Below are 18,246 nucleotides of genomic sequence, written 5' to 3' on the forward strand. Positions count from 1 at the left end.
TTTTGAAACTCGGCATCGTCGTTGAACGTACTTTCTGATAGTAAAGACTCAAAATCGAAACTTGAATTACTCGGATGATTTTTAATGACGGCCGTGATTTTGAAGGGCTTTTCCGTAAAATCAAATCGAAGGGTTTTGCCAACAACATCGGTGCTATTAAATAGCTTTTTGGCAATTTCTTCCACAATTATAATTGAATTAGGCTCTTTGAGGGCCGTTTGCTTTTCTCCCGAAATTATCTCAAAATCAAATACCTTCATAAAATTTTCATCGGCCAAGTTGATGGTCAAATGAAACTTGTTTTTGGTTTCAGGATTCGACAGGTTATCGCGTCCAAAACTGGTCATGCGCGCCGTTGTTTCGATTTCTGGAATACTTTTCTTTGATTCTTCGGCTAATTTATAACTTACGGCCGCAACCGTAAGGTCATCGGTTTTGGTCTTTTTGTGTTCGAGAACTCGGTAAATACGCGACGCATTACGGTGCTGTTGGTCAAAAGTTAGCTCATCGAACAAATACAAGCCAATAATCAAAAAACAAGTGATTCCGAAAGTCAGGCCAGCCACATTGAGGGCTGTGTACAATTTGTGACGGGTAAGGGTACGAAATGCGATTTTTAGGTAGTTGCGTAACATAGTTGGGCTGTATAAATAGGTTATTGGATACGGATTGGGCTTCCGTTTGATGTTTGACCATCGAACGTAGGTGAGGGCGTCACGCCAATAGCGTTGACGGGCGTTATTTTTACCCAAACGCTTAACTCGCAGAGCGTAGCGTTCATGCAAATCGCCCATCACTTCCTCCCGCAAATGTGGTGCGAGCAGGCGACTAAGCCATTTGTCAATCCAAGCTGGGGGTTGATTTTTCATGTTTTACTCCGTCTTCAATGATTTTACTGGATTCATCAAAGCAGCTTTAATGGCTTGATAACTCACCGTCAGCAAGGCGATTGCGATGGCTCCTAAGCCTGCCGCCGCAAATATCCACCAAGATAATTCGGTACGGTACTCATAATGTTGGAGCCAATCGTTGAGCAAATAGTAGGAAATCGGAGCTGCGATAAAGCAAGCAATTAAAACCAGTAAAGCAAAATCTTTGGAAAGCATTTGCCAAAGCCCAGCCACACTAGCGCCCAACACTTTTCGGATGCCGATTTCTTTGATACGTTGCTCGGCAATAAACGAGGCCAGTCCAAACAACCCTAAACACGAAATTAGTATCGCTAACAAGGCAAAGAAGGCCGCAAGTTTGCCGATTCGTTCTTCGTCACTGAACTTCCGACCATAAGCTTCATCCACAAAACTGTACTCAAACGGCGCTTCTGGATTGTATTTTTTGAATATACCAGCCACTTTATCAAGTGCCTTACTTGTGCCCAATTGGGGAGAAAGTTTGAAGCTAATCGTGTTGACTGCGTTGTAATTGATGGTATAAAAAGCAGCGTTAACAGGCTCAAAAGGCGATTGTCGAATCATATTTTTAATGACCCCGATTACTTTGTATTCTTTACCACTTCGGACGATTTCGCCGATAGGGTTTTTGAAGCCCATTAGCTTCAATGCCGCTTCGTTGATAATCATAGCCGAAGAATCAGTGGAGAAGTTTCTTGAAAAATCACGGCCTTGTACCAATTGCCATCCTACTGTTTTGCCAAAATCGTGGGTAACTTGATTCGCCATGAACAATGGTTGGGTATTCGGCGTTTTTCCTTTCCAAGAAATATTGGTGGTTCCTCCATACTGACTTGTAATAGAACCACCCGACTCTGCAAATTCGACCACAGCACCTGTATTAAGCAAATCATTCCGCAAGGCTTCATAATTAGCGTAGAGTTCGGGCGTGTTCATGTTGATTTCTACCAAGCTACTACGCTCATAGCCCGAAGGACGGTCTTTGGCGTGTTGAATCTGCCGAAAAACGGTGATGATGCCAATGACTAAAGTAACTGAAACTGTGAATTGAAAAACTACCAACACTTTGCGAGGGACGGAAGAAAATCTCGATGCTTTGAAAGTACCTTTCAACACCTTAATCGGCTGAAAAGAAGACAAATAAAGCGCTGGATAGCTGCCTGCAATCAGCCCTGTAAGCACGCTAAAACCTAACCCAAACAGCCAAAACCAAGGGTTAGCCCATAAAATAGAGACACGTTTGTCTGCGATTTCATTGAAATAAGGAAGAGCGAGTTGGGTGAAAATCAATGCTACTACAAATGCCATGAGGGTAATCACAAACGACTCGCTCAAAAATTGAAAAATCAATTGACCGCGTACTGAACCAACCGATTTGCGAATACCAACCTCTTTGGCCCGTTTTTCGGAGCGAGCAGTGCTCAGATTCATAAAGTTGATGCAGGCCAACAACAAAACAAAAACCCCAATGGCACCAAAAAGCCAAACAAAATAAACAATGCCGCCCGCGTTTTTCCCGTCTTTAAAGTCGGTGTATAAATGCCATTGCTCCATCGGGTGTAAGAAAAAGGCAGGTTTGTAGCCTGGCGGGTCTTTGCGTTTCATGCGAATATCCTTGATTTTGGCCGAAACCGCCTCCGCACTTGCCCCTTCTCTCAATTGCGCAAATACTTGAAAAGAGTTCTCATCCCATTCGTCCAACGCTCTTTTAACATACGCATCGTTGGCCACAAACAACTCCCAAGGTGCCAGGAAGAGAACATCGCGAAAGGCGCTGTTATACGGCAAGTCTTCATACACACCCGTCACTTTCACGTCGGTTTTGTTGCCCATCCTGATGATTTTATTCAGCGGATTCTCGGTACCGAAAAATGCTTTTGCCACCGATTCGGAAAGGAAAATCGTATGGACGTCTTTCAATCCGTCAGCGCTACCAGCCAACATCTTGAAAGACATCATATCCACAAAGTCGGGCTGTACATAATTGCCGCTTTTGGTTAGCTTCTTTTCTCCTGCCGCCAAAATCACGTCGCGGGTATAGGTCGAAAGGCTCGTCGCCTGAAAATCAGGGTACTTACTGCGCAGTTCTTCGGCCATTGGAATGGGGACGGAATTGTACGAAGAAATCGTCCCGTCAAAATTCACGAACTGCCATACTTGGGCGATACGGTCGTAGTTTTTGTGGCTTTTATTGAACGACAGTTCGTCCCAAACCCACAAGCCAATCAGCATCGCCACGGCCATGCCCGTAGCGAGTCCAAAGATGTTGATAAAGGAGTAACCTTTGTATTTCAATAGGTTACGAAAAGCGATTTTGAAATAGTTGCGTATCATAGCGGGGCTGTATGTATAGGTTGTTGGATACGGATTAGGCTTCCGTTTGATGTTTGACCACCGAACGTAGGTGAGGGCATCGCGCCAGTAGCGTTGACGGGCGTTTGACTCACCCAGCCGCTGTGTTCGTCGTTGGTAGCGTTCGTGCAAATCGCCCATGATTTCTTCCCGCAGGTGTGGGGCCACCAAGCGGCGCAGGAACTCATCGAGCCTCGGAAAAGGGCTTTTATTTTTTAGTGTTTTCATTGTGGCCAAAGCATTAGCTCCATTTTAAAGTCACTTGCGGCACAATGCGCTCCCAAAGGTTATTTCGAACTTGGCGCACGTCGTTCAGCACCCTTCCACCCAGCGCCGTTACGGTAAATAAGCGTTTACGCCGCCCGCCGCGTTCGGCAGTAGCTTCGCCCAAAAGTGAAGTCACGTAGCCCTTTTGTTCAAGCCGCTGCAAAGCAGCATGTACTGCCCCCGTGCTGACGGTTTGTCCCGTTTCTTGCTCCAATTCTTCGGCAATAGACACCGAGTAAGCATGGGGGGCAAGAACCGCTACGGTCAAGAGTACCACTTCTTCAAATTCACCTAAATCACTTCTTCGCATGAGTCATTGTTATTTCATCTATTTCCGTATATAAAATACCTTGCCAAGAAAAAAAGCACCGATTTTGATGTAAAATCGGTGCTTCGTTTACATTGAATTGTCCAAAAACGGACAGTTTCCAGTACGTCAACGGACAGTCTGTTTACTGTTTGAGGTTTAGGGTTTGAGGTTTAATGTTTGGAGTTTGAGGTTTACCGTTTGGGGTTTTTCGGTTCATGCTTTGCTTTCTAAAAATTTGCCACTTGCAAACTTGCCCTTTTCCCTATTCAACCTTCAACGCCTCTACGGGGTCGGACAAGGCAGCTTTGGCACTACGAAAACTGAGGGTAAGGAATGCAATTGTCACCGTTAGGAATCCTGCCAAGCTGGGGATAAGCCAATTCACTTCGATGCGATAGACAAAATCAGCCAACCACTGATTCATGAAATACCAAGCCGCAGGTGTAGCCAGGACAATCGCCACCAAAATGGGTTTTAAAAAGTCGATGGAAAGGAGCTGGACAATGCTTGCGACCGAAGCCCCGAGCACCTTCCGAACGCCAATTTCTTTGGTGCGCCGAGCTACAACAAATAAAACGAGTCCGTACAGGCCCAAACATCCAATAAGAATGGCAACTACCGAGAAAAGGCTCGCCAATCGAACCGTCAATTGTTCTGTTTCGTAAAATTTTGCCAATTGTTCATCGAGGTATTCGTAGCTAAACACCTCATTCGGGTAGGTTTTTTGCCACGTTTGTCGAACGTGGTCGAGGGTTTTGGAGGGAGAAACTGCCGCAACCCGTACGCCTACTTTTCGATAACGGTTGGTCTGGGTAGAAATCACACAGGGCTCAATCTGCTCGCGCAAAGAGCGAAGATGAAAATCTTTGACCACTCCCACCACGGGCGCAGCTACGGGCGACAAGTACGTTTCTATTTTATGACCCAATATGTCGTTGGGGTCTTTGATGTTTAGTTTTTTGAGCAATGCTTCGTTGACCACATATTCCCGAATGGTATCCGACGGCGCGACGTTCCTTCCTGTTACCAATTCCAGCCCATAGGTTTTGAGATAATCGGCATCCCCCAATCGTTCTCGTATCGGAAAAGCTTCCCACTGCGCACGGTTGTCGAATTTAAACGAGCCACCGTTCATCACCGAAGCCGACGGTGGGCGATACGCCGCACTTACCGACTGTATTTCGGGGTATTGAAGCAAGGCGTTTTTAAACGCCGTGAGGGCCGTTGGGGAAGGGTCGGGTAGGTTGACGACCAATACGTTGTCTTTTTTAAAACCCAAATCCGATTGCTCCACATACTTCATTTGCCTCATCACAACCATTGTACCAATAAGTAAGGCTTGACAAATGGCAAATTGTACCACAATCATCGACTGTCGCAGGGAAAAACCTCCCCTTTTCGGCAGAAATCCCTTCCCTTTTAATGCCTGCCAAGGACTAAAGCCCGACATCATAAACGCAGGATAACCGCCCGCTAATCCGATGATACCAACCAAAAGTACTGTCAAAAATAGCATCGCTTGGGCATCGAGGGTAAATGCCAAATTCAGTCCAAGCCATTGATTAACAAATGGTAACACGAGCGCGACCAAAAGCGCTGCCCCGACTGATGCCGTTGCCACAATCAGCGTCGTTTCCAATAAAAATTGACGCATTACTTGCCATTTTGTACTTCCCAACGTTTTGCGAATGCCAATTTCTTTAGCCCGACTCAACGACTGTGCCGTGGCTAAGTTGATAAAATTGAGGCAGGCAATTAGAATTAAAAACGCACCAATCCATCCCAGCGACCACAGCAACGAGCGCTGAATCAATGCCCCACCCGTTCGTTTTACATCGAAATGCACCTCCGACAACGGTTGAATCTGGAACTGAAAAACCGAAGCATCTTTGCCATAGTGTTTTTGAGCAAGGGCAGGAAAAGCACGTGCCACTTGAGCCGCCGAACTTGGGTTTTTGAGCGTAAGATAAACGCGGTCGGTAGAGTTGAGTGCCCACCAATCATTCAGGTTTTGGTCGGGAAGTAGATGCGAGAACGTGCCCATCGAAATAAACAACTGCACATCGTTGTTGGTCGTGCGTGGCGGATCGGCTATAATTCCCGTGACTTTTACTTTGGTCAAATGATTCAAATCCAGCACTTTACCGATGGGCTCCTCGCTACCGAAGTATTTTTTTGCCCACGCTTCGGTAAGTACTACCGTATTAGGTTCGCGAAGGGATGTCTTGGGGTTTCCTTTAAGCCACTGATAATCAAAAATATCAAACCATTCTGACTCGATAAAAGCGCCCGTATTTTGTTCTAAAAACCGCTGCGAAGTTCCATTTTTGGGAACAGGAACACTCACGGTCAATTCACGTAATGTTTTCAACGAAGCCGCTTGCTCTACTTGCGAAAACCCATCGCGAAGCGCCTTCGCCATCGGAAGAGGTGCTTCAGGGTACGTTTCTACGGAGCCGTCTTCTAAGTGCAAATCTAACACGACGCGAAAGATGCGGTCGAACCGATGGTAGTGGCGGTCGGTACTGAGATGATACGAAATGAAGACAAAAATTAGGATTCCTCCCGCCATTCCGACGGTGAGGCCCAAGACGTTAAGAGCAGTGTACGTACGATAACGACGTAGGTTGCGTAGTGCAATGGTGAGGTAGTTTTTGAGCATAAAATAACAGCGGCTTTATTTTATCTCGAAATTACTCAGAACCTTCTACAGACGACCGTTAAAAAATGTTAAGTGTTTGGTTTGGTAAGCCCTTCCAAGTTTCCAAAGCTTGGAAGGGCTTGTCTCCCCTACTCTGCTTTCAGCGATTTTACAGGATTGCCCAAGGCCGCTTTGATGGATTGAAAACTGACGGTGAAAAAGGCGATTAGAATCGACAATGCCGCCGCAATCACAAACGTCCAAACGCTGATGTCGATGCGGTATGGATAATTTTCGAGCCACTGTTTGATGGCATAATAAGCCACCGGAAAGGCAAAAACAAACGATAAACTGACCAGTTTTAGAAAATCAGCCGAAAGTAGCGTCGTGATGCTTGCTACCGACGCCCCCAATACTTTACGGATACCGATTTCTTTGGTGCGTCGCTCGGCCGAGAGGGTAGCTAAACCGAAAAGGCCAATGCACGAAATAAAAATCGTCAGAATCGCGCCAAAGAGCATGATTTGCTTCCATTTAGCTTCGGCTTCGTAGCGTTTTTCGTTTTCTTCGTCCATAAACTTATACTCGTACGGATTTGTTGGGAAGAGTTTTTTGTACGTTTTGGCAAGATGGTTTAGGCTCGCCGTTTCGCTTCCTTCCTTGATTTTAACGAACACTTTTCCGTACTGATTTCCTGGCTTCATCGTAAACATCTGTGGGCTTATTTTGGCGTTAAGTGACTCAAAATGAAAATCTTTCACCACGCCAATCACCTTGTATTTTTCGCCTTCGTTATACCAAAAATCCACCACTTGCCCCAACGGGTTTGTCCAACCTGCTTTTTTCACAAAAGTCTCATTGACCAATACCGACGAAGTAGAATCAGAATTAAACTCCGCCGAAAAATTACGCCCTTTGATAATCGGGATTTGTAACAGCGGAAAGTAGGTAGCATCTACGGTTTCGTAGGCAAAATTTATTTCGGTTTGGCCGTTTACTTTGGCAATCGTGTACCAGTTTCCGCCGTTTTTTGGGGCTACGTCCCGTATATTTTGGTTTTTCAGTAATTCATCTTTAAAGACCTTCGCTTCATTCCGACTCAAACCCGACTTGTTCACCATCACAATGCCTTTGTCGTTGTAGCCTAAGTCTTTGTTGGTCAAATAGTTGAATTGAGAATAAATAGTAAGCGTCGCAATGATTAAAAACGAAGCCAACGCAAACTGCAACACCACCAAGCCTTTTTGAAGATAGTTTTTGCCCGAAAGATTGAAGCGGCTGTAAAGCGTTTGAACAGGATTATAATTGGATAAAACCAACGCAGGATAAAAGCCCGCCAAAAGACCTGTGGCCAAAAACAAACCGATATAACCCGCCACTAATTTAGCATCAAACAAATATGAAAATGCCAATGCCTTGTTAGAAAGCTCATTGAAGGTAGGCAGCACCATTTGTACCAATAATAGCGCAAATCCAAAGGCCAAAAAGCACAGAATAAACGATTCACCCAAAAATTGCATCATCAACTGCCCACGGCCACCACCAACGACCTTGCGTACCCCAATTTCTTTGGCCCGTTTGAGCGAGCGCGCCACCGTCAGGTTCACGAAGTTGATGCACGCAATGAGTAAAATAAACAGCGCAATACCCGAAAGAATATATGAAAACATTGGGTTGCTCGCATCCACCAAGCCATTTTGGGCAGGCATATCTTTATTGAGGTGCATATCAGTAAAGGCTTGCAGCATGTATTCCGTTTTGCTCTGCGGCCCAAATCGCTTGATTTCTTCTTCCAACGCTTGTTTGGAATCTTTTTGAAAAACGCGGTTCATAGTGGCCTCTACTTTTTTGAGGTTGGCATTAGGCTCAAGCACTACAAACGTATTTTGGAAAAAGCTGAACCAGTTACTTTCATTGGCCATTTCTTCTTTGCTTACCACATAGGGAAAAAGAAAGTCAAACTTAATCGAAGAATTCTGAGGGCATTTTTTGGCAATTCCCGTCACGGTATAGGGTTCAAATTCCTTTGAATCTCCTTGCGAATTTCGCACCAAAAGAATTTTTCCTAAAGCGTTGGCGGTTCCAAACTGTTTTTCGGCCATTTCTTCCGAAAGCACTACTGATTTTGGTTCTCTTAACGCCGTAGTAGGATTTCCGCTGACAAGTGGGAACGAAAACAGCGCAAAGAAACTGCTATCGGCATAAAACGATTCAAAACTTTTGACTTCTGTTCCCACTTTGATGTCACTTCGGTTGCTTTGGTAACGCACCGACATTTTGATTTCGGGAACACCCGCCGCAAATTTAGGCCCTTGCAAGTACCCCGTATGAGTGTTGTAAGACTGAAAAACTCCCGCAGGTGTAAACTGTTTGCTTGTAATGCGATAGATGTGGGGATTGTTGGCATGAAACCGATCAAAACTCACCTCGTCTTTGGTATAAAGCATGATCAGCATGGCTGCCGCCAAGCCAATACTCAAACCAATGACGTTGATAGACGAATACACCTTGTTGTGCGCCAAGGTTCGAAAAGCGATGGTGAAGTAATTGCGTAACATAGATGGCTGAATTAAAAAAGGGTTATTGTAAGCTTGTTTTCTTTCGCGACGACGGACAAAAGGAGGCAATACCGATGCTACATTGAGCAAATAACGCCACGTGGCTTGGCGTTTTCCTGCCCGCTCGTACCAGTAGGCGTATAATTCATCCAAATCACCTTCTACTTCTTCGAGGGTATCTTCTGGATGAAACCACTTCAAGACACGGTTGGCCCACTGAGGCGGATGAAGTTCATTGGTTTTCATAGGCTGTTCAATTGCAATTTAGTCGGTGGTAGGAGCTGCCAAAGTTGTTGGCGCAGTTGTTGGATTTCCTGCAAAGCACGATTCCCCAGCGCCGTAACGTGAAAAAGGCGCTTTCGCCGACCGCCGCGTTCGTTCGTCGCACCACCAAGTTCGGAACCGACAAAGCCTTTTTCTTCCAACCGAATGAGCGTATTGTGCACCGTTCCAAAAGTCACGACCCGCCCCGTGTGTTCTTCCAACGCCTGACTGACCGTGACGCCATACGCCTCTCCATCGAGAATGGCCACCATCAGCAAAACAACTTCCTCAAATTCGCCTAAATAGGTTCGACGCATGGGTATGATGATTAGTTTATATTTTATCGTACAAATCCGTGCCAGAAAAAAAGAGACTGTTTCAAAAGTCTGACAGTACCAAATTATCTTTTGCGTCTATTTTTCAACCTCACCCCCTAAATCCCCCTCTCCTTTCAGTAGAGGGGGACTTTTTAGGCCCTTCTCCTTTCTGGAGAAGGGTTGGGATGAGGTGAAAGCGAAGATAATTTGGTATTACTAGACTTTCAAAACAGCCTATTTTTTTAAAACCTCCTGTCCGTTTACGGACAATTGCTGTCCTACGGTGGACAGGCAAGTTTCTAAAAAGTATTGATTGCATAGCGCAAGCAGTTTTACTATTTTTGGTAAAAATATGTTATGCTTACGATTGACAAACTTACTTCTGAAACCAGAAACAAAATCAAGTTGATTCGTTGGGATAGAATCATAGAAAAACATGAAGGCCCGTTTAAGTGGGAAAATGAATTGGATACCCAACCTTTACCTCCCGAAATGGCAAAACATTTTCCAAACTATGACCCTATCGCAGAAACCCCCGAATTCATAGAAATAGGTTCCTACGATGTGCTTTTGCCCATAGGTCGCAAACATCACCCCAACATCACAATCTTACACTATTTTTTTAGCCAAGATTTAAACAAAATGGTCATTTATCTGAAAGATACGACTTATGACGATGATCCATTTTGTTCTGGCTTTGTTGCAATTTGTGATATGATTCAGCCTGAAAACTTTTTTGTGGCTACGCTTTACCACGAATGGTTTATCATCGACTACGATACCAAATGATGGGATATAAACCTTCCAGGTTTTAAAAACTTGGAAGGTCTGTTTATTAGCCAACCCTACTCTGACCTCAAGCTCTTCACGGGATTGGCCAAAGCTGCCCGAATGGCTTGAAAAACAACCGATATAAGGGCAATGGCCAAGGCAAAAAACGAAGCCAGCCCCAGATACCACCACTGCACCTCCACTCGGTAAGCAAACGATTGCAGCAGTTTTTTCCCCAACCAGTACGAGATTGGGAGCGCAATAAAAAGGGAAATAGTGACCAATTTCATAAAATCGGCCGAAAGCAGGGCTGTGATGTTAGCAACACTCGCTCCTAGGGTTTTGCGGATACCGATTTCTTTGGTACGTTGTTTGGCCACCAACGAAATCAACCCAAAAATCCCCGCACAGGCCGTCAAAATGGCAATCAGGGTAACAAAACCCGTCATTTGTAAAATGTTGCTAATTGATTCATAGACTTTATTTACTTCTTCATCGAGGTAAAAATGGTCTAAGCCGCGTCGGGCAGGAATCTTTTTAAAACGCGCTTCAAGTTGGCTCACGAGTTCTTTTCCTTTGGCTTCGTCGGTCAGGCGCACCGTCAGGTAGCTCGACAGCTGCTGTTTTCCACCGTACCAATGCAACAACGGCTCTACTTCATCTTTCAGGCTTTGGTAGTGAAAATCTTTCGTTACCCCAATCACCGTATAAACCGCATCGTTGTTGTTTTGACGAATGCGTTTTCCCACGGCCGTCTGCCACCCAAACGCCTTCATGGCGGCTTCGTTGATAACCACCGCGTTATTGGCCGAGTCGGCCGAGTTGTCACGAAAACCGCGCCCTTCAATCATCGGGATTTTGAGGGTTTCAAAATACTTTTCTCCCCCACTTACGTGCCGAAGCATAATTTTCTTGGCGTCGTTTCCTTCGGGATAATAGCTGTTGAAGTTTTGCCAATACCGCATCGGTACTACTTCCGAGGTCGTAAACGAGACTACATTAGGGTTTTGGCGCAATTGGTCCAAAATCACGCGTCCTTCTGAGACTGCCGTGGTTTCGTTTTTATAGGCCAAATCGGTTTGAAATACCAATACATTTTTTCGGTCAAAACCAAGGTCGGCACTTTTCATAAAACTCACCTGCTGACGAAGCCCAATCGTTCCAACAATAAGCACCACCGCCAACACAAACTGAAGCACAATGAGGCTGTTTTGGCGCAAACGACCCTGGCGCGGGTCAGCCGATAGCTTTCCTTTGACGGCTTCGGTGGTATTGAGGCTCATCAAATAACGCGCAGGATAAGTGCCCGCAATAAACGTCACCAACATGGTAATGCCTACAATGGTCAAAACCGTTGGATAGTCTTGCGTCCAAGAAATATGTAATTGCATGTTTTGTTTACGCAGCTCATTGAACGACGGAATCAAATAATAGACCGCAAATCCACTCGCCAACACCAGTGAAAGCAACATCACAAGGCCAGATTCTGTCCAAAACTGCCGCAACACAATGCCCCTACTCGCCCCTACCACTTGTCGCACAGCCACTTCTTTGACCCGAGGCAAGGCCGCTGCCATATTAAGGTTAATGAGGTTGATACTGATAATAAGCAACAGAAAAACGGCAATGCCCACCGCGCCGTAAATCAAGTTTTTAAACGTTGGATTTTGGTCGTGAATGTAGTGGGTAAATGCGCTTAAATGTAACGTTTGCTTTTGGGAATCGGGCGAAAAATGGGTTTTCACCAAGGTCGGCAACTTGGCTTCTAACGCCGCTTTATTTGCCCCTTTTTTGAGTACCACAAACACATTAGCAAATGTATTGTACCAATCGGCGCTTTCCTTAAACGAAGGTTGCTGTTCCAAAATCGCTATCGGTAGCAACGCTTCAAATTGCTGCGACGAATTGGCGGGAAGTTCGGCCAATACACCCGACACTTTCATGGGGAGTGTATCGTCGAGCGTGATGGTTTTTCCAACAGGATTACCCTCGCCAAAAAGGTGCAAAGCCGTTTTTTCACCAATCACCAACGAGTTTCTGTCGCGTAGGGCGGTAGCAGGATTTCCGTATTTGAGTGGAAAACTAAAAACGTCAAAAAAGGTAGAATCAACAAACAGCGAACGTGGTTGTACATCTTTGGTTGCGTGGTGCATCCACGGCCAATACCATGACTGAACGTGGGTGCCTGTTTCGATTTCGGGGTAATCTTTTAGCAATTGCCCCAAAATAGGATAGACGGTATTGGTATGCGTTTTACCTCCCGATTCCGTTTGAACATAAAAAAGGCGGTCTGATTTCTCGTGAAAGGCATCGAAAGTGAGGCTTTTTTGAGCAAACAACACCAGCACCACCACGCAAGCCATGCCGATAGACATTCCGAGTAAGTTAATACCCGTAAAAAGGCGGTTTTTCCAAAGATTCCGCAGCGCGATTTTGACGTGATTCTGTAACATATTGGGCTATTTTATTCAGATTTTAACGATTTTATGGGATTCGCCATCGCGGCCCTAATTGATTGATAACTAACCGTCAATAGGGTGATTGTTAAAGCCCCTAACGTAGCTGCTGCAAAAATCCACCACGAAATTTCGGTATGGTATTTATAGTCTTTCAACCAATCACTCAAGAAATAATAAGCAATCGGAATAGCAATCAGGCACGAAATAATCACCAATACAACAAAATCTTTGGAAAGCATTCCCCACAAGTTGAATACGGAAGCTCCAAGCACTTTGCGAACGCCAATCTCTTTGGTACGCTGCTCCGCCACAAACGACGCCAATCCAAACAGCCCTAAACACGAAATAAAAACGGCCAACAAAGCAAAAATGGCAGCAAGTTTACCAATACGTTCTTCTGATTGGAATTTTTTACCAAACTCTTGGTCGGCAAATTTATAATCGAACGGCGCGGCAGGAAGGTGTTTTTTGAACGTTGCTTCAATCATCGCCACCGACTCTGAGGCACTGCGAGCTGGATTGAGCTTCATGGTCATCCAATTCACATTTTCGTAATTCATAATATAAATCGTTTGCTTCACTGGCTCATATGGCGACTCCATAAGCATGTCTTTGATAACCCCCACAATGGTGAAATACTCGGCATCTTTACCTTGGCCCCATTGCACTACTTTTCCAACTGGGTTTTTCACTCCCATAAACTTCACCGCTGCTTCATTGATGACAATCGCCGCTGTGTCGGTCGAGAAACTCCGAGAGAAATCGCGACCTTCTTTAAACTGCCAACCGACCGTTTTACCAAAATCATGCGTAACCCAAATCGTCGCAAACTCTGGTTGGAGACTAGGGTCTTGACCTTCCCAATGGAAGCCACCGTTGTTTGACCAAACCCCAGTGAGTGGACTTGACGACTCAGCCATTTCGACAATCGCCCCTTGTTTTTTCAACTCCGTACGTAGCAAATCATACTTCCCGTAAAAATCGGGCGACATCATTTGCATCATCACAAGGCCATTGTTGTCATACCCCATTGGGCGGTCTTTGGTATGTTGAATCTGACGATAGACAATCAGAGTTCCGATAATCAGTGTAATAGACACCGTAAATTGCACCACCACTAACACCTGACGCGGTACCGAAGCAAAACGCCCCGCTCTAAAAGTACCTTTTAACACTTTTACGGGTTGAAAAGACGATAAGTACAGTGCGGGATAACTTCCTGCCAGCACCCCCGTAAGGACAATAAAACCTACGCTTACGAGCCAAAATACAGGCTCCGTCCACGGGAAGACCATTTTTTTATCGGTAATTTCGTTGAATAATGGCAAAACAGCTAATGTCACTCCCAGTGCTCCCCAAAAGGCAACAATTACCACCAAAAACGATTCGCTGAAAAACTGATTGATTAACTGCGCCCGAATCGACCCAACCGCTTTGCGAATTCCTACTTCTTTGGCACGTTTTTCGGAACGTGCAGTGCTTAGGTTCATAAAATTGATACAAGCCAACAGCAATACAAACAGTCCAACGATGGCAAATAGCCATATGTATTGAATGAAACCGCCCGTTTTCACACCTTCTTCCCAGTTGGACTGCAAATGCCAGTCGCTCATCGGGTGTAAAAAAATCTCCGCTTTAAATTTCTTCTCTTCCGCATTTACTTTGTCCAGCTTCACATTTGTGATTTTGTCGCTCAGCTGCGTCATATCAGCGTGATCGGCGATTTGGGCAAATAGCTGAAAGGAGTTGTTATCCCACTGCCCTTCGTCGAGCGCGCGTTGTACCCATTTTTGGGAAGAAACGTAGAGTTTCCATGGGGCAATAAATTTTAAGTCGCGAGCGGAGGTATTAAAAGGCAAATCTTCATAAACTCCCGTCACTTTTACGTCCAACTTGTTGTCAATCCGCACGAGTTTACCCATGGGGTCTTCATTACCAAAAAGTGATTGGGCAACCGATTCAGAAAGTAAAATAGAGTTGAGTTCTTTCAGTCCGTCATGATTGCCTTTGAGCATTTTCAATGAAAGCATGCGAGGAATGTCCACATCCATGTAGTTGCCCGAACGAGTGATTTTAGTTTCTCCATACGTCAGAATGCGGTCTCCTCCCCAGGTGGCCATGGCCAAATATTTAAAATCGCTCCCGTATTTTGCTCGTAGTTCCGCTTCCAATGGCATCGGAATAGACGATTCCGTTCCTCTGTGCCCATTAAAAGTCTGGTGTTGCATCACTTGCGCAAGGCGGTTGTAGTTTTTGTGGTACTTATCGTACGACAATTCATCGTAAATCCATAGGCCAATCATCATGGCCACGGCCATACCAACGGCCAATCCACCAATATTGATGACCGAATACCCCGTATTCTTAACAAGATTGCGAAAAGCAATTTTTAAATAATTACGTAACATAGAAGGACTGTATAAAAAAGTGAATGGATAGGAATTGGGTTTCCGTTTCAGAGCAAATGGACGGATAAAACTCAGTACGTTTAGTGCATACTGCCTCCGTGCGATTTTTACGCCAAACAGCGCCACCTGCCGCTCGAATCGCTCCTGCAAATCCCCTTGAACCTCTTCCAATAGGTGAGGCGCACAGAAAAATTCAAGCAGGCGTTCGGCCCAACGGGGCGGATGATTTTGCATATAATAATTGTATTGTAAATGGAATTGTAGAGACGTTGCATGCAACGTCGTCTCCACGCATGCAACGTCTCTACAGGGGGATTTATTCTGATTTCAAGGTTGTTACAGGATTTATCAGTGCCGCTTTCAAGGTCTGATAGCTAACCGTAAACAGAGAAATGGCTACAATCGCTATACCCGCAACGGCAAAACTTTCCCAACCTACCTCCGTACGATACACAAAACCTTCGAGCCATTTGTTCATGGCATAATACGACAAAGGAGACGCGATGGCAAGTGCAACCAAAACGGGTTTTAGAAACTCTTTGGAAAGCAAGGTCGTGATACTGACCACACTGGCACCCAGCACTTTCCGAACGCCGATTTCTTTGGTACGCTGCTCGGCAGTAAACATCGCCAGCCCAAACAACCCCAAACAGCTGAGAAGAATGGCAATCAGCGTAAACGAATTGATAATTTTACGGAGCGTTTTTTCCTCTGAATACTGCTTCTGAATGTCGTCGTCCAAAAACGAATATTGCAGCGGTACAGTCGGGATGAGTTTTTTCCAGATTTTTTCCACGTTGGCAAACAGGCTTTCATAATTGTCGGCTTGCACGTCGAGAACCATGTATTCGGGTTGCGAACTGTAATGCGTCATCACGGGTGTCATTTCGTCTTTGAGCGAATTGTTGATGTACGCTTTGTGTACCCCAATGATGTTGTAGGCTTCGATATTGTCTCCCGCCCCCGTGAACACCTGCGTACCCACAGCCGTCTCCACCGTCAAATTCAAGTCTTTCACGCTTTTCTCGCTCAAAATCACTTGATTATTGGTATCAGCTGGCGTGAAGTTTCGGCCTGCAATGAGTTGGATGCCAAGGGTTTTGAAAAAGCCTTCGTCAACGACGTTGTTTTTGATTAAAACACCTTTGTCCATGGTTCCCCCCGACTTGAAGACCAGCATATCCTGCAAAAACTGTTGCGAAGGATAATACCGAACTCCTCCAATATTTTTAATCTGATGTTGGGTCAATAATTCGTTTTTCAGCGCTGTGAAGTGCTTTTGCGCGTTTTCGTTGGACAAAGACACCACGACTTTCTGCTTTTTGTCAAAACCCAAATCCTTGTTTTGCATAAAATCCAATTGCTTCGAAATCACCAATACCCCGATAATGAGCACAATGGCAATCGAAAACTGAAAAACAACCAAGCCTTTGCGAAGAATAACCGAAGCAGGATTGAACTTAAACGTTCCTTTCAACACACTTACGGGTTTGAAACTCGACAAATAAAGGGCTGGGTAAATACCTGCCAATAATCCCGTGGCCACCGCTACCAACACCGTAATCAATAAAATATCAAGGTTTTGGGTAATATTAAGCGCTAACGTACTGTCGGTAAGCGAATTTAGAAACGGCAAAAGGAGCTTGACAATCGGCAAAGCCAAGAAAATAGAAATAAAAGCAATCAACATCGACTCGCCCAAAAACTGCCCAATCAACACCGACCTAAAGGCGCCAACGGCTTTTCTAACACCCACTTCTTTGGCGCGGCGCACCGAGCGGGCCGTGGTCAGGTTGACAAAATTGATGCAAGCAATCAGTTGAATAAAAGCAGCGATGGTCAGTAAAATGTACAGAAACGAAATATCAGACACTTGATTCGTTTGGTTGGTTATGCCTTTTGAATACAGGTGAATATCCGTTACTTTTTGCAGCGAAACCGTTTTTTTCATCCCCAGCTCCGCAATTCTTTTTCCGCCATAACGCTGCAAAAGCGCAGGCATTTTGGCATTGACGCTTTCGGGATTGGCGTTGGATTTGAGCTTTACGTACGAATAAATAAAGTTATTGCCGCCCCATTCGGTGTTGTTTCTAGCAAACTCTCCAAGCCCACCGCTGTTTAGGCTCACCAAAAAGCTGGGTCGAAGGTGTGATTTGCCAAAACTATCGTCATACACCCCCGTCACGGTGAGGGTAGTGGTATTGAGATTGTTACCAACTTTGATGCGTTTGTTGATGGCTTTTTCTTGGCCAAAAAGCTTTTCCGCAATCGTCTTTGAAAGCACCACGGTATAAGGTGCGTCCAACGAGTGTTCTGGCGCCCCTTCCACAAATTGGTAAGTGAAGACGTTGAAAAACGTAGAATCCACCAAAAAGCCTTTGTCGTCAATGAACGTTTCGGTTTTTCCTTCTACCCCCAAAATGTTGTTTTTTGCGGTAAAAAAATTGAGCACCCGCGTATATTCCACCACTTCGGGAAAGTCCTTTTTCATCGTAGGCGCGATGATGGGCGAACTCGTAGCGCTGTTAAACATGGGCTGGTCGCCGCCGTTGTGTAAGATATTTGTGCGGAGGCGGTAAATGTTCTCAGCGTCTTTGTGGTAGTTGTCGTAGCCAAATTGGTCTTTGACGTACAACAAAATATACAAGCAACACACGGTTCCTACCGTCAACCCAAGAATATTGAGTGAGCTGAACATCTTGTGGCGAACCAGGTTCCGAAAAGCGATTTTTAAATAATTGATTAACATGGTTGGGCTGTATAAAAAAGTGGTTGAAAACTCCGTTTTTTTACGTTTTAAGGCAAAAGGACGAATAAAACTCAGGACATTCCATACGTACTGACGACGCGCGATTTTCTCCCCAAACAGGGCTACTTGGCGCTGATAACGCTCTTGTAAATCACCCTGTACTTCTTCTAACAGGTGAGGTGCACAGAAGAACTCGAGCAGGCGTTCAGCCCAGCGGGGTGGATTTGTGGTCATAGTCT

Annotated in this window: 10 protein-coding genes (1 of these 10 running past the window's edge); 1 reads left to right on the forward strand and 9 read right to left on the reverse strand. The window is 45.2% G+C overall.

Annotation, left to right across the window (positions count from 1 at the left end):
* The 6 genes from DTQ70_RS23080 to DTQ70_RS23105 all read right to left on the reverse strand — a co-directional run.
* On the reverse strand, window positions 1–869 hold the 5' end (the start) of the coding sequence (locus DTQ70_RS23080; protein ID WP_122932992.1) for an ABC transporter permease. 1,816 nt of this gene lie to the left of the window's left edge; the window shows 869 of its 2,685 coding nt (coding positions 1–869); its start codon is at window positions 867–869; the stop codon falls past the left edge of the window.
* A 3-nt stretch (window positions 870–872) separates the two neighbouring features.
* Window positions 873–3,491: an ABC transporter permease gene (locus DTQ70_RS23085; RefSeq protein ID WP_122932993.1), complete on the reverse strand. Its 2,619-nt coding sequence runs from the start codon at window positions 3,489–3,491 to the stop codon at window positions 873–875.
* Window positions 3,492–3,504: 13 nt separating this feature from the next.
* Complete coding sequence (locus tag DTQ70_RS23090) at window positions 3,505–3,840, reverse strand: PadR family transcriptional regulator (protein ID WP_122932994.1); 336 nt, start codon at window positions 3,838–3,840, stop codon at window positions 3,505–3,507.
* Window positions 3,841–4,102: 262 nt separating this feature from the next.
* On the reverse strand, window positions 4,103–6,502 hold the full coding sequence (locus DTQ70_RS23095; protein WP_122932995.1) for an ABC transporter permease: 2,400 nt from the start codon (window positions 6,500–6,502) through the stop codon (window positions 4,103–4,105).
* 128 nt (window positions 6,503–6,630) lie between these two features.
* Complete coding sequence (locus DTQ70_RS23100; protein ID WP_122932996.1) at window positions 6,631–9,285, reverse strand: ABC transporter permease; 2,655 nt, start codon at window positions 9,283–9,285, stop codon at window positions 6,631–6,633.
* The gene (locus DTQ70_RS23105) at window positions 9,282–9,620 is read right to left on the reverse strand and encodes a PadR family transcriptional regulator (RefSeq protein WP_028523024.1); all 339 of its coding nucleotides are present in this window, start codon (window positions 9,618–9,620) and stop codon (window positions 9,282–9,284) included. The genes DTQ70_RS23100 and DTQ70_RS23105 overlap by 4 nt, the downstream gene beginning before the upstream one ends.
* Before the next feature lie 357 nt (window positions 9,621–9,977).
* Between DTQ70_RS23105 and DTQ70_RS23110 the strand changes: the two genes are divergently transcribed.
* Window positions 9,978–10,409, forward strand: a complete 432-nt coding sequence (locus DTQ70_RS23110) for a hypothetical protein (protein ID WP_122932997.1) — start codon at window positions 9,978–9,980, stop codon at window positions 10,407–10,409.
* A gap of 56 nt (window positions 10,410–10,465) precedes the next feature.
* Here the strand turns inward: DTQ70_RS23110 and DTQ70_RS23115 are convergent, their stop codons facing one another.
* From DTQ70_RS23115 to DTQ70_RS23125, 3 genes are all read right to left on the reverse strand, one after another.
* On the reverse strand, window positions 10,466–12,844 hold the full coding sequence (locus DTQ70_RS23115) for an ABC transporter permease (protein WP_122932998.1): 2,379 nt from the start codon (window positions 12,842–12,844) through the stop codon (window positions 10,466–10,468).
* 11 nt (window positions 12,845–12,855) lie between these two features.
* Window positions 12,856–15,492, reverse strand: coding sequence for an ABC transporter permease (locus DTQ70_RS23120; RefSeq protein ID WP_206019575.1), 2,637 nt, complete (start codon window positions 15,490–15,492; stop codon window positions 12,856–12,858).
* An 82-nt stretch (window positions 15,493–15,574) separates the two neighbouring features.
* Entirely contained in the window at window positions 15,575–18,241 is a 2,667-nt protein-coding gene (locus DTQ70_RS23125; protein ID WP_122932999.1) for an ABC transporter permease, read from the reverse strand.
* Between the last annotated feature and the right edge of the window lie 5 nt (window positions 18,242–18,246).

This window comes from Runella sp. SP2, from assembly GCF_003711225.1.
Lineage (GTDB): Bacteria > Bacteroidota > Bacteroidia > Cytophagales > Spirosomataceae > Runella.